This window comes from Franzmannia pantelleriensis, assembly GCF_900102875.1.
Lineage (GTDB): Bacteria > Pseudomonadota > Gammaproteobacteria > Pseudomonadales > Halomonadaceae > Franzmannia > Franzmannia pantelleriensis.
Genome location: NZ_FNGH01000002.1, coordinates 143411 through 163260, shown reverse-complemented (window position 1 = coordinate 163260; position 19850 = coordinate 143411). Strand labels below are relative to the sequence as shown.

13 protein-coding genes are annotated in these 19850 nt (G+C 64.1%); 7 read left to right on the top strand and 6 right to left on the bottom strand.

What is annotated here, in order from left to right; all coding sequences use genetic code 11:
* Positions 1-3 precede the first annotated feature (3 nt).
* Positions 4-1758 (top strand): putative bifunctional diguanylate cyclase/phosphodiesterase, encoded by a 1755-nt coding sequence (locus BLT16_RS02805; RefSeq protein WP_089657011.1) that lies wholly within the window; start codon positions 4-6, stop codon positions 1756-1758.
* A 67-nt stretch (positions 1759-1825) separates the two neighbouring features.
* Positions 1826-2413: a helix-turn-helix domain-containing protein gene (locus tag BLT16_RS02800; RefSeq protein WP_089657010.1), complete on the top strand. Its 588-nt coding sequence runs from the start codon at positions 1826-1828 to the stop codon at positions 2411-2413.
* 21 nt (positions 2414-2434) lie between these two features.
* Here the strand turns inward: BLT16_RS02800 and BLT16_RS02795 are convergent, their stop codons facing one another.
* Positions 2435-3022: a hypothetical protein gene (locus tag BLT16_RS02795; protein WP_089657009.1), complete on the bottom strand. Its 588-nt coding sequence runs from the start codon at positions 3020-3022 to the stop codon at positions 2435-2437.
* Positions 3023-3473: 451 nt separating this feature from the next.
* Here BLT16_RS02795 and dusA point away from each other — a divergent pair, with 451 nt between their 5' ends.
* Entirely contained in the window at positions 3474-4466 is a 993-nt protein-coding gene (dusA, locus tag BLT16_RS02790; RefSeq protein ID WP_089657008.1) for a tRNA dihydrouridine(20/20a) synthase DusA, read from the top strand.
* 5 nt (positions 4467-4471) lie between these two features.
* Here dusA and BLT16_RS02785 read toward each other — a convergent pair whose 3' ends face one another.
* Positions 4472-5503 (bottom strand): succinylglutamate desuccinylase/aspartoacylase family protein, encoded by a 1032-nt coding sequence (locus BLT16_RS02785; protein ID WP_089657007.1) that lies wholly within the window; start codon positions 5501-5503, stop codon positions 4472-4474.
* Positions 5504-5669: 166 nt separating this feature from the next.
* Here BLT16_RS02785 and BLT16_RS02780 point away from each other — a divergent pair, with 166 nt between their 5' ends.
* Complete coding sequence (locus BLT16_RS02780; RefSeq protein ID WP_089657006.1) at positions 5670-6281, top strand: TetR family transcriptional regulator; 612 nt, start codon at positions 5670-5672, stop codon at positions 6279-6281.
* A 69-nt stretch (positions 6282-6350) separates the two neighbouring features.
* Here the strand turns inward: BLT16_RS02780 and BLT16_RS02775 are convergent, their stop codons facing one another.
* From BLT16_RS02775 to BLT16_RS02765, 3 genes are read right to left on the bottom strand one after another with little or no spacing between them, the layout of a single operon-like run.
* The gene (locus BLT16_RS02775; protein WP_089657005.1) at positions 6351-7817 is read right to left on the bottom strand and encodes an efflux transporter outer membrane subunit; all 1467 of its coding nucleotides are present in this window, start codon (positions 7815-7817) and stop codon (positions 6351-6353) included.
* Positions 7810-10956: an efflux RND transporter permease subunit gene (locus tag BLT16_RS02770; RefSeq protein WP_089657004.1), complete on the bottom strand. Its 3147-nt coding sequence runs from the start codon at positions 10954-10956 to the stop codon at positions 7810-7812. Before BLT16_RS02770 ends, BLT16_RS02775 begins: the two co-directional genes overlap by 8 nt.
* The gene (locus BLT16_RS02765) at positions 10956-12194 is read right to left on the bottom strand and encodes an efflux RND transporter periplasmic adaptor subunit (protein ID WP_089657003.1); all 1239 of its coding nucleotides are present in this window, start codon (positions 12192-12194) and stop codon (positions 10956-10958) included. The genes BLT16_RS02770 and BLT16_RS02765 overlap by 1 nt, the downstream gene beginning before the upstream one ends.
* Before the next feature lie 392 nt (positions 12195-12586).
* On the opposite strand from BLT16_RS02765, the gene BLT16_RS02760 reads away from it, so the two are divergent.
* The 3 genes from BLT16_RS02760 (at position 12587) to BLT16_RS02750 (ending at position 17734) form a co-directional block, all read left to right on the top strand.
* Positions 12587-13639 carry an efflux RND transporter periplasmic adaptor subunit gene (locus tag BLT16_RS02760; RefSeq protein WP_089657002.1) on the top strand — a complete coding sequence of 351 codons (1053 nt, stop codon included), beginning with the start codon at positions 12587-12589 and terminating at the stop codon, positions 13637-13639.
* A gap of 9 nt (positions 13640-13648) precedes the next feature.
* Positions 13649-16708 carry an efflux RND transporter permease subunit gene (locus tag BLT16_RS02755; protein ID WP_089657001.1) on the top strand — a complete coding sequence of 1020 codons (3060 nt, stop codon included), beginning with the start codon at positions 13649-13651 and terminating at the stop codon, positions 16706-16708.
* 78 nt (positions 16709-16786) lie between these two features.
* Complete coding sequence (locus tag BLT16_RS02750) at positions 16787-17734, top strand: alpha/beta fold hydrolase (RefSeq protein ID WP_089657000.1); 948 nt, start codon at positions 16787-16789, stop codon at positions 17732-17734.
* Here BLT16_RS02750 and BLT16_RS02745 read toward each other — a convergent pair.
* Positions 17731-19632 (bottom strand): sigma 54-interacting transcriptional regulator, encoded by a 1902-nt coding sequence (locus tag BLT16_RS02745; protein ID WP_218124395.1) that lies wholly within the window; start codon positions 19630-19632, stop codon positions 17731-17733. The genes BLT16_RS02750 and BLT16_RS02745 overlap by 4 nt on opposite strands.
* Positions 19633-19850 lie beyond the last annotated feature (218 nt).

Below are 19850 nucleotides of genomic sequence, written 5' to 3'. Positions count from 1 at the left end.
GTCATGAACGTAGAAAGCAAACGCCTGCTGGTTGTCGACGACAATCCGATCAACGTCGAAATGCTGCTCGATCTGCTCGACGACCACGGCTTCGACAACCTCGAGGGAATCACCGACTCACGCCAGGTCATTGCCCGCTGCGAAGCGTGCAAACCCGATCTGGTCCTGCTCGATATCCGCATGCCCTACCTGAACGGCCATGCGGTGATCGAGCAGCTCCAGCAGACTTATGGAGAGCACGCTCCAGCGGTGATCGTACTCACTGCCCAGGTCGACGATGAAACCCGCTACCGCGCCCTGGACCTCGGCGTGCGCGACTTCTTGACCAAGCCCTTCCAGCACGACGAAGTACTCCAGCGGATTCGCAATACCCTCTTCGTCCAGCACCGTTTCGATGTCCGTGACAAGCAGGCCGAGGTACTCGAACGACTGGTGGCTAAGCGCACCCAGGCCATCGAGCAGCAGTCGCGCACCGACCCCATCACCCAACTACCCAACCGCCGGGGGTTGCTGCAGGTGCTGCGCGACGGTGCCATTGCCCACCACTCGATCGGGCTGCTGTTCATCAGTCTCGACGGGCTCGATGACATCATTCGTCTGCACGGCTATGCCACCTCGGAAGGCTTCCTGCGCCTGGTGGGACGTCGTATCGAGGCCCTACTCAGCGCCCACCAGTGCATCGGCCTCTGGGGCGGTAGCGAACTGCTGGTCGTCGACCGAGCGCCACATTCAAAAACGGCGCTACACGGCCTTGCACAACGCTTGCTGGCACTGCTTGACCAGGATCTGGCCCTTGACGAGCTGCTGCTGAGGGTAGAGGCACGAATTGGCATTAGCTACGCCACCCAGCACATCTCCGACCCGGAGCGCCTGGTGCATATGGCCGCACTGGCACTCCCCAATCTGCCTGGCTCACGCATTCGCCAGCACAGCCCTGCGCTGGAGAGTTCCCAACTGCAGCGACTGCGGCTGCAGCAGGCGCTCAAAGGGGCAGCGCAGCGTGGTGAACTGCAGCTCGTCTATCAGCCCAAGGTCGACCTGGCCAGCGGCCGTCCGATCGGCGCCGAAGCGCTGCTGCGTTGGCAGCACCCTGAGCTTGGCGCCATCTCCCCTGCCGAGTTCATCCCACTGGCCGAGGCCAGCGGCGATATCCTGGCCATTGGCGATTGGGTAATCGACGAGGCCATGCGCCAGGCAGTGGCCTGGCAGCAGCTGCCAGGTGCTGAGGACAACTTCGAAATAGCCGTCAATATTGCCGCCCGCCAGCTCGGCCGTCGCGACTTTGCCGAGCGCCTGCTGAACCGCTTCGAAGACCTGGGCCTGCCGACTCGGCGACTGAGCCTGGAGGTCACCGAGTCAGGACTGATGCTCGACGTGGGACTGGCCAGGCGCTTGCTCACCCGCCTGGCCAGTGCCGGCATCAAGGTAGCTATCGACGACTTCGGTACCGGCTACTCGTCACTGGCCTACCTCAAGACGCTGCCAGTAGCCACGCTCAAGATCGACCGCGCCTTCGTCTACGACCTGGAAAGCAGCGCCGAGGACCGCAACCTGGCGGCGACCGTGATCGCCATGGCCCATGGCTTTGGCTGCAATGTGGTGGCTGAAGGCATCGAGACCACCGAACAAGCCGCCATGCTGGCCAGGATGGGCTGCGAGGCCGCGCAAGGGTATTATTTCGCTCGGCCACTGCCCGCCGAGGAATTCGCTGACTGGTATTGTGGTCAACAAGACAACCAAGCGTTACTGCAACGTTGACTCGTCTGCATTGCCCGCAGCTAGCGCTTGGCCGAGCATCATTGGCCAATCAGCGACGGAAAACGGTATGCAAGCTCTCGGGCCCAGAATCAAACAACTACGACTCGAGGCCGGCCTCAACAAGGCCGCGCTGGCGAGATTGGTCGGCGTGTCCGATGTCACCATCTCGTATTGGGAGTCTGGCGCTATTCGCCAGATTGGCCACGAGCGGCTGGTTGCGCTGGCCGGTGCCTTCGGCTGCCCGCTGGGTGAATTGCTCAGCGAAAGCGCGCCTGACACGGCTCGGGTATTTCCTCTGACAGCCACGCCACCCGCCCCCTGGCAGCCGCATCCCCGCCAGCACGTCAGCCTGCCGGCTGAGCTACTCGGCGATGCGAACCTGGGCGCGGAATGTTACTTGGTCACGCCCGGCCCAGGAGAGCAGATCGACTATCTGGCGGCAGGCGACCTGGCCGCCATCACGCCTGTGTCCACCTTTCAGCGAGCTGGTCTCTACCTGGTCGAGTATCAGCAACAGCTGTTGATACGCCAGCTACAGCAGGGCCCCACCGGCGAACTGCTGCTGCTGCGCGACCGGCAATCCCCGGACGAGGCGGCGATCGCCGATGCCAGCCTGCGCCTATATGGCAAGATTCAGGCCCGCTGGCGTGCCTGAACACGACCAAGTGCAGTATTACTAGCTGCCATCGATATAGCGAATACTCCGCTGGTCACCCAATTCGATCTGTGAGCGATAGCGCACTTCATAGCCGAGGCCATGGTTGGCCTCCCGCACCAGCTCCCCCTCGAGATGCTCACCGCGCTCGCCGATGCGTTCACGCACCGATGCAGGCTGTACATTGGCCGGCGGCATACTGACCTCAATCAGGTACATGCCGTCTGGTAGGCCGCTGCCGGGGCCGAATGGGCCAGCCTCGAAATCACCCTCAGCGCTCACATTCACACGCGAGCGCCAGCGCACCCGGCTCGACTCGCGCTCCACCATCACCTGCAACTGCGCCCCCTCGGGCAGATTGGTCGTACCGCTGACCTGCATCTGACGGCGATTATCCAGACGTGCCTCGGTCTCGATCACCACCGCCTCGCTCATCACTGGCACGTCAGACGTAGCTTCACTCTGCTGGTCATCCACGCTGGCTCCCATGGCTTGCTGCTCTTCACCCGCAGGCTCGTCGTCCTCGGTTTCGCCATCACTGCCACACCCGAGTAGCATGAGCCCTACCAGCACCACACCCATTACCTGAAAAGCCCGCTGCAGCGTCATGCGTTTCCTCCCACTGTGCATCCTGATCAAACCCTACCACCTGTCGGGTGCGGGGCACATCGCCTCACTCTGATATCGCTGACTTGGATAGCCACGGCCACGCCGGGTTCAGATGGGAGAGGATCTTCACAAAAAAAGCCCCCGGGACGGGGGCTAGCAACGGACTTCTCTGTCGAGAAATGCAGCCGGAGCTGCATCGTGGCCCGAACGACTCCAGACGGGGAGAGTAAGCCGCTCGGGTCACAAGGTGTGACCCATGTGTCACGCCATTAAAGCTATACCACTCCTATACACATATCAATGCCTAGTACACTAATTTTTCATTGGTTCGCATCGAAGTACGCCACGCCGTGAGATGAAAGACAACGGGCACGACGGTCGCCATAGATGGTAAGCCATCGGCTCGTCTTGATAGAATGCCCTCCCTTTTCTGCCCAACCCGTGACGCCCGATGCCCAAGCTAGACCGAACCTTCTCCGTCGCGCCGATGATGGATTGGACTACCCGCGACTACCGCGCGTTTGCCAGGACGCTGACGCGTCGCGCGCTGCTGTATACCGAAATGGTCACCACCGGCGCGCTGATCCATGGCAGCCCGCGGGAGCGCTTCCTCGGCTTCGATAAGGTCGAGCACCCGCTGGCACTGCAACTGGGCGGCAGCGACCCCGGCGAGCTTGCCGAGTGTGCGGCGATCGCCGAGACATGGGGGTACGATGAGGTCAATCTCAACGTCGGCTGTCCCAGCGATCGGGTGCAGAACAACCTGATTGGCGCCTGCCTGATGGCATATCCCGAGCGAGTAGCGGCGGCGATCAAGGCGATGCAGTCAGCGGTGTCGATTCCGGTTACGGTCAAGTGCCGCATCGGTATCGACGATCAGGACGAGGACGCAGACCTGGCGCGCTTTATTGCCACGGTAGCGGACGCCGGCTGCGAGGTGTTTATCGTGCATGCGCGCAAGGCCTGGCTGCAGGGGCTTTCACCCAAGGAGAATCGCGACGTGCCGCCGCTCAACTACCCGCGGGTGCAGCGCCTGAAACAGCAGCATCCCGCGCTGCATATCGGCATCAACGGCGGTATCAAGACGCTCGATGAGTGCCGGGAGCATCTGGATCGAGTGGATAGCGTGATGGTCGGCCGCGAGGCGTATCAGAACCCCTGGCTACTGGCCGGCGTGGACGAGACGCTGTATGGCATGGCCGGCCCGGCGACCAGTCGCCACGCCGCTGCGCGGGCGTTTCGCCCCTATATCGCCCGTCGCCTGGAAAAAGGTGCCAAGCTCAATCACATCACCCGCCACCTGCTGGGGCTGTTTCAGGGCCAGCCGGGGGGGCGTCGCTTCCGTCGCCATCTCTCCGAGCACGGCCACCTCGACGGCGCCTGCCTGCGGGTGTTCGATGACGCGCTCAGTCTGGTGCCGGAGCCTACCCCGCTCAGCGCCTGAGCCGATTACTTGGCAGGATCCGGTTGCGGGTCATAGTCCGACTGGAACAACTCCACCGCGCTTTCGGCCTCCTCGATGGCATCGAAGCGCGCCACATGGAACAGCGCCTCGCCCTCATTGGCCAGCGGCAGATTGCTCATGCCGATCACAATGCCGTCGGCCATCGCCACCACTTCGCCCTCAGCGTTGCCGAATGGGTCCGCCACCAGGCCCAGTACCTGCCCCTTGGCGACCCGCGCACCGAGCCGCACTCGCGGACGCAGGATGCCGTCGATGGGTGCCCGCGCCCAGCTCGAGCCATTGGCCAACTCGGCGGCAGGCGGGCGCCGCCGGCGGTGCTCGCCGGTCAGCATGCCGATGCGCCGCATCACGCGCAGCACGCCGCGCACCCCGGGGGCAATGGCCCACTCATCGAAGCGCAGTGCCTCACCGGCCTCGTAGGTCAGCACCGGTACGCCACGATTCTGAGCATAGTGGCGCAGGCTACCCTCGCGCAGCTCGGCGTTGAGGATCACCGGCGCGCCAAACGCCTCGGCCATGGCCTCGGTCTCGGGGTGCGTTTTCAGTTGGGCGCGGATCTGCGGCAGGTTGGTGCGGTGAATCGCGCCAGTGTGGAGATCGATGATATGAGTGGCGTGATCGACGATCTGCTCGCGGAACAACGCCGCCACCCGGCCGCCCAACGAGCCCGCCTCGCTGCCTGGGAAGCAACGGTTGAGGTCACGCCGGTCGGGCAGGTAGCGGCTGTGCTGCACGAAACCAAAGACATTGACTATCGGCGCGGCAATCAGCGTGCCACGCAGCCGATGTAGCTGCTTGGAACGTAGCAGACGGCGCACGATTTCGACGCCGTTGATCTCGTCGCCGTGGATGCCACCGCACACCAGCAGTACCGGCCCGTCCTGGCGGCCATGCACCACCTCGACGGGAATATGTAACGGCGCATGGGTATACAGCCGTGCCACCGGCACATCGATCTGCAACCGAGCGCCAGCAGCGATGCGGGTACCAGCAATTTCAAAGGGCGCGCGAGCCATGCGCATATCCTGTGCAAGAAAAACGATGCCGCCTGTTATACCTCGCCAGCCGGTACTTGGCGAATCTTACTGAGGAGAGATAACGCTTATACAGTCATGAATGTAAGTAAGCTGCCATTGCGGTATAATCCACCCACGACCGTAACCGTTGCGAGAATGCCGCTACATGGCCAGACGAACCAAAGCCGAAGCAGAAGCCACCCGTGAAGCCCTGTTGGATGCCGCCGAGGAAGTCTTCTTTGATCACGGCGTGGCGCGGACTTCGCTGGAGCAGATCGCCCGTCACGCCGGAATGACCCGCGGCGCCCTCTACTGGCACTTCAAGAACAAGGCCGACCTGTTCATGGCGCTGATAGAACGCGTGCGCATGCCGTTCGAGGAGCTGGTCGATACCCTGCACCACCCGCACCTACTCGACGACCCGCTGGAAGCGCTGCGCGTGGCGTTCGACAACGGCTTCATCAGGCTCGAGCAGCCCAGCAGCCACCGGGTCCACGCGATTCTGCTGCACCGCTGCGAATTCTTCAGCGACATCAATCCGCTGGAGATGCAGAACCGCTTGGCCGAAGAGTGTCACATCGAGATCTGCCAACAGCTCCAGCGTGCCCATGAGCTCGGCCAGCTGCGCGCCGACCTTACGCCCGAAACGGCAGCGCTAATGCTCCAGGCAACCCTGGGAGGACTCTTCCACGACTGGTTACGCGACCCCGAGCGCTATTCGATTCGCGAACGCGGCGAGGAACTGCTGGGGACGCTGCTGCGCATGATGCGACGCTAACCTCCCCCACCTCAGAACGCCACAGGCCGCCCCGAGAGGCGGCCTGTGACGTTGGGGTCTGACGCAGCGTCATGCGTCGCGGGGCTGCTCACCCGGCAAATCACTCTCCCAGCCGCCGCCCAGCGCCTTGAACAGCGTCGCGGTAGCGGTCAGCCGATCGCGTACCGCTTCGGCCAGCGCCAGCTCGGCAGACAGCAGCGCACGCTGGGCATCGAGCACTTCGATGAAGCCAACGAAGCCCTCGCGATAGCGTACCTCGGCCAGTTCCTGGGTGCGCCGGATCGCCTCGACCTGCTGTCGGGTCGCCTCGACCCGTTCGCCGCTGGTCTCGTAGCTGACCAGGGCATCACGCACCTCGTTGAAGGCCATGTTCACGGTTGCCCGATACTGCTGCTCGGCCTGCTCGGCCAGCGCCTCGGCGGTATCGATGCGCGAACGCGAGCGGCCAAAATCAAAGATCGGCCCCATCACCGTGGCACCCAATCCCCAGGTCTGGGCCGCTGAGGTGAACAGGCTGCTGGTGTCGCCGGCCGCGGTGCCGATCAGCCCGCTGAGGTTGAGACTCGGCAGCCGGCTGGCCTCGGCGACACCGATACCCGCATTGGCGGCGACCAGACCGGCCTCGGCAGAACGAATGTCAGGGCGCCGCTCGAGCAGGCTCGACGGCAGCATGGTCGGCACGCCAGTGGGCAGCGCGATATCGTCGAGGCGGGTGTCGCCGAAGTCGAGCTCATCGAACAGCTCCGCCGGCGATAGCCCCACTAATGCCGCCAATGCGCCCTCCAGGGAGCGCACGCGCTGCACCTGAGCCGGCAGCTGGGCACGAGTGGTCTCGAGCTCCGACTGCGCCTGGCGCAGCGCCAGCTCGTCGGTCTCGCCGGAGTCGAAGCGGATCTGCTCGAGGCGGAAGGTCTCCTCCCGCGACTCCAGGGTACTCTCGGTGATGCGCCGCTGCTGCTCGGCGCTCTTGAGGTCGAAGTAGGTCGCCACCACGTCGGTGATCACGTTCAAGCGCACCGCATCGTGAGCGAACACGCTCTCCTCAAGCAGCGCCTCGGAGGCCTCGCGCTCGCGCGCCAGGCGCCCCCAAAGGTCGATCTCGTAGCTCAGTTGGCCGGCCACCGAAAAGGTATTGTCGGTGGACTCGACGCCAAACGGCGAGGCCGTAGCCGGCGTGCGGTCGCGAGCGGCCTCGGCCTGTGCACCCACCGAGGGCAGCTGCTCAGCCTGGGCCAGGCCCAGCTGCGCCCGCGCCTCCTGAATGCGCGCCAGCTGCAGGCGAATATCCAGGTTCTCGGCGGTGGCACGCTCGACCAGCGCGTCGAGGCGCGGATCCTCGAACTGGCGCCACCAGTGCCGCCACTCGCTGCGCTCCTCCTCGGCCAGCAGCACGTGCTCCGGCCACTCGTCGGGCAGGGCGATGTCCGGGGCCCGATAGTCGGGCCCGACAGCGCAGCCGGCCAGCACGGCGGCGAAAACCAGCGGTACCGCCAGACGCGTAATGCGCCGCAGTGAGGCGAGGTTGGGATCAGACATGCTTCTGCTCTCCCTGCTCGAGACGATGGGCACGGCGCTCACGTCGACGCGAGCCCAGATCATCCATCAATTTATAGAAGAGTGGCACGAACAGCAGCGCCAGGGTACTGGCGAAGATCATGCCGCCCACCACCACGGTGCCTATCTCCTGACGACTGGCGGCCCCGGCACCGCTGGCAAACACCAGCGGCAGGGTGCCAATGATGAAGGTCAGCGCGGTCATGATGATAGCGCGGAAACGCTGCTGGGCGGCGGCCATGGCGGCGTCGAAAGAGGACATCCCCGTGCGCCGGTTCTGGGCGGCGAACTCGACGATCAGGATCGCGTTCTTGGCCGCCAGGCCGATCAGCACCAGCAGGCCAACCTGGAAGTAGATGTCATTGGGGAAGCCGCGCAGCATCGCCGCCAGCGACGCCCCGAGCACCCCGAACGGCACCGCCGAGGCCACCGCCAGCGGCAGCGTCCAGCGCTCGTACTGGGCGGCCAGAATCAGGAACACCATCACCAGGCCCAGGCCGAAGGCCAGGCCACCGGCCCCCGCCGCGGCATCCAGCTGATAGGCTTCGCCGGTCCAGCCAAGCGACGTATTGCCGTCGGTGAGCACCTCGGCAGCCACCGCATCCATCGCCTCCTTGGCCTGACCGGTGGTGTAGCCCGGCGCAGCATCGGCGAGGAACTTGGCGGCGCTGTTGACGTTGAAACGGTTGATGATATCCGGTCCCGGAGTACGCTCCAGCGTCACCAGGGTCGACAGCGGCAGCATCTCACCGCTCTCGGAACGTACAAAGACCTTGTTCAGATCCTCCGGCTGCCCACGGAACTCCGCCTCCGACTGCAGGTTCACCTGCCAGTTGCGCCCGGCCAGGGTGAAGTCGTTGACGTAGAGAGAGCCGAAGGTGCTCTGCATGGTCTCGAAGATCTGGTTGATCGGCACGCCCATGGCGCGCGCTTTTTCGCGATCGACCTCGGCGTGATAACGCGGAATGCTGGTGTCCAGGGTGGTCCGCGCATTGACCAGCTCGGGGCGTTCATTGGCAGCCGCAGCCAGTCGCTGAGCTATCTCGGCGATCTCATCCGGGGTGCTGTCACCGCGCACCTCGAGATACCCCTCAACCCCGCCGGTCAGTGAAAGCCCCTGAATCGGCGGCGGTGTGAAGGCCAGCACGTTGGCTTCAGGAATCCCGGCGCCCATGCCCATGATCCGTCCCGCCAGCGAGGCGGCGTCCTGCCCCTCCCCGGTCCGCTCGCTCCAGTCGGCGAGGTTGGCGAAGCCGACACCGGCATTGCTGCGCAGCGAGCCGGCGATGATGTCAAAGCCGGCGAAGCTGGTGAACTGGTCGACTTCGTCCATGTCGGTGAGCATCGCCGAGACCTGATCACGCACGCTCTCGGTACGCGACAGTGCCGAAACCGCCGGCAACTGATAGACCACCAGCGCCACGCCTTGGTCCTCCTGGGGCACCAGGCCCGGGGCCATGCGGCTCATCGAGAACAGCGTCACGGCCAGCACGCCGATGAACAGCACGCAGCCGATCAGCGCATGACGCAGCAGCTTATGCACCAGCCAGGTGAAGCCGTTGGTGAGCTTTTCGAAGCCACGGTTGAAGAGTTCGAAGGGCTTGGCCACCTTGTGCTTCTGGCCATCCAGCAGCAGCGCACACATAGCGGGGGTGAGGGTCAGCGCCACCACGCCAGACACCACCACCGAAATCGCGATGGTCACCGCGAACTGGCGGTAGAGCTCACCGGTAAGGCCGCCGAGGAAGGTCACCGGCGCAAATACCGCCACCAGCACCAGGGTCGAGGAGAGCACCGCCCCAGACACCTGGTGCATGGTCTTGATCGAGGCCTCGCGAGCTTCCATGCCCTTCTCGCGCATCAGCCGGTCGACGTTCTCGAGCACGATGATAGCGTTATCGACCACGATGCCGATCGACAGCACCAATCCAAACAGCGTCAGCAGATTGACCGAGAAACCCAGCGCCAGCATGCCGGCGAAGGTGCCGATCAGCGACACCGGAATCGCCGCCACCGGAATCAGCGTGGCACGCAGGTGCTGCAAGAACAGGAAGGTCACTACCACGACCAGCGCCACCGCGACCAGCAGGGTGATGAAGACTTCCTGGATCGAGATCTCGACGAACTCGGTGGTGTCGTAGGGGATGGTGTATTCGACCCCCTCAGGGAACCGCGTGGCGATATCATCCAGTGCATCGCGCACCGCATCGGCGGTTTCCAGGGCGTTGGCGCCGGGCTGCAGGTAGATCCCCATGGGCACCGCATTCTGGCCGTTGTAGGTCGCCGAGAAAGCATAGTTCTGGGCGCCTAGCTCAGCTCTCGCCACGTCGCCCAGGCGCAGGCTGCCGCCATCCTCGTCGGCGCGCAGGATGATGTTCTCGAACTCTGCTGGATCGGAAAGCTGCCCACGGGTAGTCACCGTAAAGGTGAACGCCTGGTCGTCCACCGAGGGCTCGGCGCCCAGCTGGCCGGCGGCGAACTGGGCGTTCTGTTCGCGGATCGCCCCGGCCACATCGCTGGGTGTCAGATCAAACTGCGACAGCTTGTCCGGCGACAGCCACACCCGCATCGAGTAGTCCTGGGCGCCGAACAGCGAGGCATCGCCGACACCGGGAATCCGCACCAGCTCGTCAAGCACGTTGAGCAGCGCATAGTTGGAGATGAACAGCGGATCCTGGCTACCGTCCGGCGAGTACATCACCGGTACCATCAGGATATTGGTGGAGCGTGCCTCGACCCGGACGCCCTGGTCGCGAACCTGCTGCGGCACGCGTGCCAGGCCTGCCTGTACGCGGTTGTTGACGTTGATCGCAGCCTGGTCGGGGTCAGTACCCATCTCGAACGACACGGTGATCTGCAGACTGCCCGCATCGGTGGCACTCGACTCCATGTAGATCATGTCGTCGACGCCGTTGATCTCCTGCTCGAGCGGTGCCGCCACCGCCTCGGACAGCACCTCGGCGCTGGCGCCGGGGTAGTTGGCCTGCACCACGATCTGTGGTGGCACTACGTCAGGATACTGCTCCACCGGCAGCGCGCGCAGCGCCGCCAGGCCGGCCAGCACAATGACAATGGAGATGACCGAGGCGAAGATCGGCCGGTCGATGAAGAACCTGAGCATCACGCCTCCTCGTCATCGGGGACTTGCTGTTCGGCGTCGAACGCCGATTGCTCGGCCTCTTCGGCGGCCTCCTCGTCGTCCTCGACCTCGGACGCAGAGACATCCATGCCGTCCTGCAGGGCAACCTGGCCGTTGACCACCACGCGATCGCCGGGCTCGAGGCCGTCAATGACGATCTGCTGGCCCTGCTGTACCGGTCCCAGTTGCACAGTGCGCGAGCGTGCCTTGTCCTCGTCGTCGACCACGAACACCTGGGGGCCCTCGCTGCCCTGCCCCACCGATTGGGGGGGAATCAGGAAAGCACCCTCGAGGGTCTGCACCACCACCCGCACGCGCACGAACTGCCCAGGCACCACCTCGCCCTCGACATTGGGGAACACCGCACGCGCCGAGACGCTGCCGGTGCGGGGATCGATGGTGCTGTCGGTGAAGTCGACCTGGCCGGCATGGTCGTAATCGCTGCCATCGGGCAGGATCAATGCTGCCTGGCGCGGCGACTCATCGCCGTTGGCGGCCATCGCCCGACGCGCCGTACGCTGCAGGGCGGCATCGTTCTCGGGCAGTGAGAAACGCACATGAATGGGATCCTGCTGGGTCACGCTGGTCAGCAAGGTACCGCGCTCGATGAGACTGCCTTCGGGCAGGCTCTCGAGCCCGGTAACACCGGCCAGCGGTGCGGTGACCTCGGTATAGTCGAGGTTGAGCTGAGCATCGGCGACGCCGGCTTCCGCCAGCGCATAGCGCGCCTCAGCCAGTTCACGCCCCGACAGCGCGGTATCGCGTTCGCGCTCACTGACCGCGTTCTGGTCGAACAGCGACGAAATCCGCTGCCACTCGCGGCGAGCCTGGTTAAGGTCGGCCTGGGCATTGGCGCGCTCGGCCTCGGCACGGCGCAGAGCGATCTCATAGGGCTCAGGGTCGATGCGAAACAGCGCATCGCCTTCATCGACTACCTGCCCTTCGGTGTAGAGCCGCTCCTCGAGAATTCCCTCGACGCGGGCGCGCACTTCTACGTCACGCGAGCCGCGGGCGCGTCCGGCGTACTCCTGCACCACCTCAACGTCGCGCGGGTCGACACTGATCACCGATACCGTCGTCGGCGGCTGCCCCTCGGCACCGCCACCCGGCGGCCCCTCTTCATCACCGTTCTGGCCACAGGCCGTCAGGCCCAGGCTGACCAGGCCTGCCAGCAGCAGGGTTCGCATCGGGGTCGCGACCGCTCGAGATGCCGATTGCATGTGGTGCCTCCAGGTGTGAAACGTATAAGTGGCTCCATCCTCGAGCCACCGGGAAAGGTGCGCATTATAGTTACATTCATGTATGTATGGAAGTCTTGTGCTTACTCGAGAAACGTGAACAACGCAACCGCGCGCAAGGCTAATACCTCAACCATAATTGAGGTCAAGCATCGATCCCATTCGCTACCAGTGATGACGCAATGCAGCACAGGATAGCTGGAAACTGGCAACAACCTAACATACAATCGCGAATGTTTCTGAGGCTGATCGCCGCCTGGCAATTCACCGGTTCTGCGGCGCGGACGATTCAGGTACAAACGTTTGAATTATAGCTGCATCATTCAGGTATATTGGCAGCTATCATCGACCACGGCATCTACAAGGAGGTAGCGATGAAATCCGCCTGGAGCCTCATGCTGATCGTTGCACTGGGCGTATCCGGCTGCGGCAGCGAAGACCCCGCGCGCTCCGACACCGCACGGGTCGTCAAGCTGGTGGACGTATCCACTGCACAGCAGCTGCCTAGCCGTCGCTTCATCGGCCGGGTGGAGGCACGCCAGACCGTGGATCTGTCGTTTCGCGTCGGCGGTCAGCTGAGCGAGCTGCCGGCCACGCCCGGCACCGTCATTGCCCAGGGCGAAACGATTGCCCGGCTCGACCCCACCGACTATCAGCTGGCGGTGCGTCGTGCCGAGGCCGAGCATCAGCAGGCCACCAGCACGCTGTCACGCCAGCGCAACCTGCTCGAGCAGAACGCGGTGTCGCGCTCGGTCTTTGAAGAAGCCGAGACCCAGTATAGGTTGACCGAGGTGCAGCTCGACAACGCCCGTCAGGAACTCTCTTACAGCGTGATCGAAGCGCCCTTTGATGCGTTGATCACCCGCCGCATGGTCGACAATCACACCAATGTACAGCCCAACACGGACATCGTGCGGGTGCAGGATGTTGGCGAGCTACGCGTCAGGATCAACATTCCGGAAGGGCTGATCCGCTATATCGATGAGCCAGAGCGCTTCGATCTGGAGGCGCAGCTGGTCTCGATGCCCGGCCAGCGGCTGCCGCTGGTTTACCGCGAGCACGTCACCGAGCCTGACGAGGTCGCCCAGACCTACGAAGTCGCCCTGGCCTTCCGCGACCAGGATGCCGTAATCGCCCTACCGGGCATGACCGCCAGCGTCAGCGTGTCGCCGCGCGAGGTCGTCGAGCCACCCGGTGTCGTGGTGCCCGTCAGCGCCATCGCCAAGGACAGCAACGGCGACTTCCGCGTCTGGCGCTACACGGCCGACGACGGGACGGTCCACCCGCAGCCAGTCGTCGTTGGCGAGATGCAGGACCGTCATATCGCCGTGCTGTCGGGACTCGACGTGGGCGACACCATCGTCGCCGCCGGGGTGCATGCGCTGCGCGATGGCATGCGGGTCAGGCCCATGGAAGAAGCCCTCTAGGAGCGCCGCATGGAAATCGCTAGACACGCCATCGACCGGCCTCTCTATCCCTGGCTGATCGTCATCGTATGCCTGCTGGGCGGCCTGTGGGGGTTCAACAGCGTAGGCAAGCTCGAGGACCCCTCATTCACCATCCCCAATGCCATCATCAACACCCAGTATCCCGGCGCCACCGCCCAGGAGGTCGAGGAGGAGGTCACCGAGCGGCTCGAGCGGGCGATTCAGGAGATGCAGCAGATCGATGTCATCGAGTCGACCTCGATGCCCGGGCGCTCCGAGATCGAAGTCGAGGTCAAGTCCACCTATCGCGGCCATGAACTGCCGCAGATCTGGGACGAGCTGCGGCGCAAGGTCAACGATACCCAGGATCAGCTGCCCGATGGCGCCTCGCCGTCACGGGTCAACGACGACTTCGGCGAGGTCTATGGGCTGTTCTATGCGGTGACCGCCGACGGCTACGACGAAAGCGAGGTCAGCGATATCGCGCGCTTGTTGCAGCGCGAACTGCTCACCGTGCCCGGCGTTGCGCGGGTCACCACCGCGGGGCTGCGTGACGAGACCCTGTATATCGACATCCCCAACGAGCGCCTCACGACGCTGGGCCTTCCGATCGATCAGCTGGTCAACACCGTGCAGACCGAGAACAGCGTCGAAGACGCCGGCTCACTGCGCGTCGACGACCGTCACGTACGCATCGTGGCGCGCTCTCAGGTAGACAGCGTGGAAGCCATCGAAGCGCTACGGGTGGGTCGCCCCGGCACCACCGAGCAGATCTCGCTGGTGGATATCGCCAACGTCTATCGCCAACCCACTGAGGTGCCCAGTCACCTCATACGTCATAACGGAGAGCAGGCCTTCACGCTGGCGGTGGCGGGCATCGAGACCGAGAACATCATCGAGGTGGGCGAAGCGGTCGAGGCCCATATCGACGCCCTGGAGGGCCGTATCCCGCTGGGCGTGGAGCTGTCACCTATCTACGAGCAGCACCGCGTCGTCGACCAGGCGATCAACGATTTCCTGATCAATCTCGCCATGTCGGTGGCGATCGTGATCGGTGTGCTATGCCTGTTCATGGGCTGGCGCGTCGGCGTGGTGGTCGGCTCCACGCTGCTGCTGACGGTACTCGGCACCCTGCTGTTCATGGGCCTGCTCGGCCTCGAAATGGAGCGCATTTCGCTGGGGGCGCTGATCATTGCCATGGGCATGCTGGTCGATAACGCCATCGTGGTCGCCGAGGGCATGCTAATCAATATCAAGCGCGGCATGTCGGCCCGGGAGGCCGCCGGCCAGGCCGCCAGGCGCACCCAGTTGCCACTGCTCGGCGCCACCGTCATCGGCATCATGGCATTCTCCGGCATTGGCCTGTCGGATGACGTCACCGGCGAGTTCATGTTCTCGCTGTTCATGGTGATCCTGGTGTCGCTGCTGCTCAGCTGGCTGCTCGCCATCACCGTCACCCCGCTGTTCGGCTACTACTTGCTGCGCAAAGTCGGGAGCAGCGAGGGCGCCCCCTACCAAGGCCTGTTCTACCGTCTTTACCGCCGCTGCCTAGGGCTAGCGCTGCGCGCCCGCAGCTTGACCATCTCAGCGCTGGTGATTGTCACCGGGACCTGCATGTGGGCCTTCGGCAGCATACCGCAGTCGTTCTTTCCCGACTCCAATACGCCGCTGTTCTACGTCAACTACACACTTCCCCAGGGCAGCGACATCCGTGCCACCCAGCGCGATGCCATGGAGATCGAGGCCTACCTGCAAACGCAGCAGGGCATTGAGTCGGTCTCGACCTTCATCGGCCAGGGTGCCACGCGCTTCATGCTGACCTACGCGCCGGAGCAGCCCAACCCCGCCTATGCGCAGTTCATCATCCGCGCCGAAAGCCTGGACAAGATTCCCGATCTCGACCGCACGGTCTACCGCGAGCTGAGCGAGACCTATCCCGATGCCGACGTTCGTACCCAGCGGCTGCAGTTTGGCCCGGGTGACGGGGCCAACATCGAGGCGCGCTTCAAGGGCCACGACCCGCAAGTGCTGCGCGAACTTAGCGAAGAAGCGCAGCGCCGCATGCGCGCCGACCCGACGCTGATCGACGTGCGTCACAGCTGGCGCGAGCAGGAGCTGGTGGTGGCACCGAGGATCAATGAAGAGCGCGCCCGCATCGCCGGCATCAATCGCGACGATATCGCCCAGACGCTGCAGTTCGCCTCTGCGGGCATTCGGGCCGGCACCTACCGCGAGGGCGACAACCTAATCCCCATCGTCGCCCGGCCACCACAAAACGAGCGGCATGACGTCGCCAGGCTCGCCGACCGCATGGTCTGGAGCGGCACTGAACAACGCTTTATCCCCATCACTCAGGTCGTCGACGCCTTTGAAACCCGCAGCGAAGAGGCGCTGATCATGCGCCACAACCGGGTGCGAACGCTCACTGCACAGGCCGATCCTGCCGAGGGCTACACCGCCAACGCTGCCTTGGCCAGCATTCGCGGCGAAATCGAGTCCATACCTCTTCCTCCCGGCTATCAGTTGGAGTGGGGCGGCGAACACGAGGACTCCAGCCAAGCCCAGGCATCGCTGGCCACCCAGTTGCCCATCAGCCTGCTGGTCATGCTGCTGACGTCGATACTGCTGTTCGGCAAGCTCAGACAGCCGCTGATCATCTGGCTGGTCGTCCCGATGTCGGTGTGCGGGGTGGTCATCGGTCTGCTGGCAACCGGCCTGCCGTTCTCCTTCACCGCCCTGCTCGGCATGCTTAGCCTGTCGGGGATGCTGATGAAAAACGCCATCGTGCTGGTCGATGAGATCGACGATCAGATCGCCTCGGGCAAGGCGCGCCTAAGCGCGCTGACCGATGCCAGCGTGAGTCGACTGCGGCCGGTATTCCTGGCCGCCGGCACCACCATCCTCGGCATGCTGCCACTGCTCACCGATGCCTTCTTCAATAGCATGGCGGTGACCATCATGGGCGGCCTGGCGTTCGCCTCGATCCTGACGCTGGTCGCCGTGCCGGTGCTGTATGCCCTGCTGTTCCGGATTGGCCACCATGAGACCCAGGCCGATGAGACCCAGTGACACGCCCCGTCAGGAGAGCGGAGGAAGGAAAAACAGGCTATGCTGCATAGCAGCATGACTGCCATGAAGGAGGCTTGAATGGATGCCCTGGAGCTGGTTCCACTGGGAAACTTGGAAATAGCCGTGCGCATCTGGCACCCCGAGGCCCCAAGAACCGTGGTCGTCTGGCATGGCCTGGCACGCCACGGTGGCGATTTCGAAGGTTTTGCCCGCACGCTCGGGCCCGGATGGAGGGTGCTGGCCCCCGACACGCCGGGGCGTGGGCTTTCAAGCTGGTCGCTCATTCCGGCGCAGGACTACCTCTATAGCAACTACAAGAGAGTGGCGCTGGCCGTGCTGGACCACTTCGAACTGGAGAAAGTGCCTTGGGTCGGCACCTCCATGGGGGGACTGCTGGGTATGCTGCTAGCAGCCGACGCCGAAAGCGCGCAGCGTATCGAGCGCTTGGTGCTCAATGACGTCGGCCCCGAATTGAACCTCCAGGGCCTGAGACAGCTGGCGCTCTATTTCGGCAGGCCGCATCGCTTCACCACCTTCGCCCAGCTGCAAGCAGAGCTGACCGAACACTATGCCGGCTTCGGCATCGAGAGCGAGGAAGCCTGGCGTCAGTTGGCACTGGGCAGCGCACGGCGCCTGCCCGACGGCAGTTGGACCTATCACTACGACCCCCGCATTGCCGAGCAATTCATCCACGACACCCCCCGGGACACCTGGGCAGATTGGCGGGCGATCCAGTGCCCGCTGATGGTGATACGCGGTGCCGAGTCGCCGTTGCTGGATGCCGAGAGCCTGAAAAAGATGGCCGAAGTTCAACCCGCCCTGGTTACCCTGGAAGTGCCCGGCTGCGGACACGCGCCGATGCTCGATCGCGATAGCCAGGTCGCGCCCATCGCCGCATTTCTCACCCGCACCAACCGCAAATGGCTGCCTCACCAGCCCCGGCGCTATTTGCAACGTGGGTGGCAGCGGCTTGTAGCCTGGGCGAGGCGGGAGACGCCCCTCAAGGACAGCGACTCGTCACCTTAGAGCGTGCGATAGTCACGTGGCTCGATGCCCCACTTGCGCAGCCGCGAGAACAGCGTGGTGGGCTTGAGCCCCAGTAGCTCGGCGGCACCGCCGCGCCCCGAGACCTTGCCACTACAGCGCTGCAGGGCGGCGATGGCGTTGTCGCGCTGGCGGCGGCACAGCTCCTGCTCCGGCAGCGGCGACGCCTCATCAACCGTCACGGCGGCCCGTTCCAAGGAGTCGCCCCGAGGGCTAGGGGGTTCGCCCAGCAGCAGGTCGTCGAACATCAGACGGCGGTCCTGGGTGACGATGACTTGGCGCTCGATGACGTTCTCCAGCTCGCGGATATTGCCCGGCCACGGGTAGCGCTGCAGGATCTGCAGTTGGGCCGGCGGAATCCTTACCCCCGGCTTGTTGAACTTCTGGCAGGCGCGCTGCAGGAAGTGCCGAGCCAGCAGCGGCACATCCTCGATGCGGCTGCGTAGCGGGACCGACTCAATCGGAAACACATTGAGACGGAAGTAGAGGTCCTCGCGAAACGCCCCCGTCTCGATCATCTCTCGCAGATCGCGATTGGTAGCAGCAATCACTCGCACATCGACCTCGCGGGTGTGATTGTCCCCAACCCGCTCGAACTGCTGATCCTGCAGCACTCGCAGCAGCTTGCTCTGCAGCGCCAGTGGAATCTCGCCCACTTCGTCGAGAAACAGGGTGCCGCCATCGGCCAGCTCATAGCGTCCCGGACGGTCGCTGACGGCGCCGGTGAAGGCGCCCTTCACATGGCCGAAGAACTCGCTCTCGAACAGGTCGTGGGGAATTGCTGCGCAGTTGACGCGAATAAGCGGCCGGTCACAGCGCTCGCTCCCAACGTGAATGGCGCGGGCGATCAGTTCCTTGCCGGTACCCGATTCACCGCTGATCAGGACGTTGGCATCGGTCGGCGCGACCAGCGCGATCTGGTGGATCAGCTGCACCACCGCGGGGCTCTCGCCGACGATCTCGCGGTGGTTGAGCTCGGCCTTGATCTCCTCCTGCAGGTACTGGTTTTCGAGTTCGAGGCGCTGCTTGAGCGACTCGACCTCGGCCAGGGCATCGCGCAGTCGCTGCTCGGCCCGCTTGCGCTCGCGAATGTCGCGGAACAGCACCACGGCCCCTACCAACCGCCCCATCTCGAAGATCGGCGTACTGGTGTACTCCACCGGAATCGCCTCACCGTTCTTGTGCCAGAACACCTCATCGTCGACGCGATGCACCTGACCGTCGCTGAACGAGGCGTGGATCGGACACTGCTGAACCGGAAAGTGACTGCCGTCGGCGTGGGTATGGTGAAACATCAGGTGGGCATCGTGGCCGACCATGTCGTCGCTGCTCCAGCCCAGGATCCGCTCGGCGGCGGGATTGACGAAGGTGGTCTTGCCTTCGGCGTCGAGTCCGTAGATGCCCTCCCCCGCAGCGCCGAGGATCAGCTGGTTCTGGCGCTCGATGCGCTCGAAGACCTGCTCGATCCGCTCCCAACCGACGTGGCCGCGGCGATGACGGCGACGCAGGTCGGCCTTGGCGCGGCGCTGCTCGGCCTGGTCGCGGTCGGTCAGGGTCAACAGCAGCGTCTGGCCGTCATCGAGGCGCTGGCCGAACACCTCGACGTTGTGCGGTTGGCGCGTCAGGTCGAGCACCACCAGGTCATCCGACCAACCCGGCGAGCGGGTCAGTACCTCATCGGTAAAGCTCACCCACAGCGGCAGCGAGGCTCCCAGGCAGTGGCTGAAGGGTTGCGCCGCCAGCGTCTCGAGCTTAGCGCCCAGCAGGCTGCTGGCAGCGGGGTTGGCATCCAGCAGGCGGTCGGCGATCGGGTCGACCACCACCATCGCCTGGGGCGATTGCAGGAAGACGCGCTTGTGCATAGGCGACGCAGGGATCATGGCGGGCTCCTTAGTGGCGCACGCATTACCTCATACAAGACCCGCGCCAATGACGAGATTTCGTATTAAAAGCAACGAAATATCGTTAATGCCGAAATATCGTCATTAACCGACGCCACCATCAAGCGTCCAAGAAGCATCGCTAACCAACTGTATAAAAAGAACTATCCCTCCTCACACAGCAACTGGCATGCCCTTGGCAACACCTGTCATAGCGT

Coding starts and splice junctions, on each gene's coding strand:
- BLT16_RS02760 (WP_089657002.1), top strand. CDS start 12,587: ATGAAATCCGCCTGGAGCCTCATGCTGATCGTTGCACTGGGCGTATCC.
- BLT16_RS02800 (WP_089657010.1), top strand. CDS start 1,826: ATGCAAGCTCTCGGGCCCAGAATCAAACAACTACGACTCGAGGCCGGC.
- BLT16_RS02765 (WP_089657003.1), bottom strand. CDS start 12,194: ATGCAATCGGCATCTCGAGCGGTCGCGACCCCGATGCGAACCCTGCTG.
- BLT16_RS02750 (WP_089657000.1), top strand. CDS start 16,787: ATGGATGCCCTGGAGCTGGTTCCACTGGGAAACTTGGAAATAGCCGTG.
- BLT16_RS02795 (WP_089657009.1), bottom strand. CDS start 3,022: ATGACGCTGCAGCGGGCTTTTCAGGTAATGGGTGTGGTGCTGGTAGGG.
- BLT16_RS02745 (WP_218124395.1), bottom strand. CDS start 19,632: ATGATCCCTGCGTCGCCTATGCACAAGCGCGTCTTCCTGCAATCGCCC.
- BLT16_RS02780 (WP_089657006.1), top strand. CDS start 5,670: ATGGCCAGACGAACCAAAGCCGAAGCAGAAGCCACCCGTGAAGCCCTG.
- BLT16_RS02785 (WP_089657007.1), bottom strand. CDS start 5,503: ATGGCTCGCGCGCCCTTTGAAATTGCTGGTACCCGCATCGCTGCTGGC.
- BLT16_RS02805 (WP_089657011.1), top strand. CDS start 4: ATGAACGTAGAAAGCAAACGCCTGCTGGTTGTCGACGACAATCCGATC.
- BLT16_RS02775 (WP_089657005.1), bottom strand. CDS start 7,817: ATGTCTGATCCCAACCTCGCCTCACTGCGGCGCATTACGCGTCTGGCG.
- BLT16_RS02755 (WP_089657001.1), top strand. CDS start 13,649: ATGGAAATCGCTAGACACGCCATCGACCGGCCTCTCTATCCCTGGCTG.
- BLT16_RS02770 (WP_089657004.1), bottom strand. CDS start 10,956: ATGCTCAGGTTCTTCATCGACCGGCCGATCTTCGCCTCGGTCATCTCC.
- dusA (WP_089657008.1), top strand. CDS start 3,474: ATGCCCAAGCTAGACCGAACCTTCTCCGTCGCGCCGATGATGGATTGG.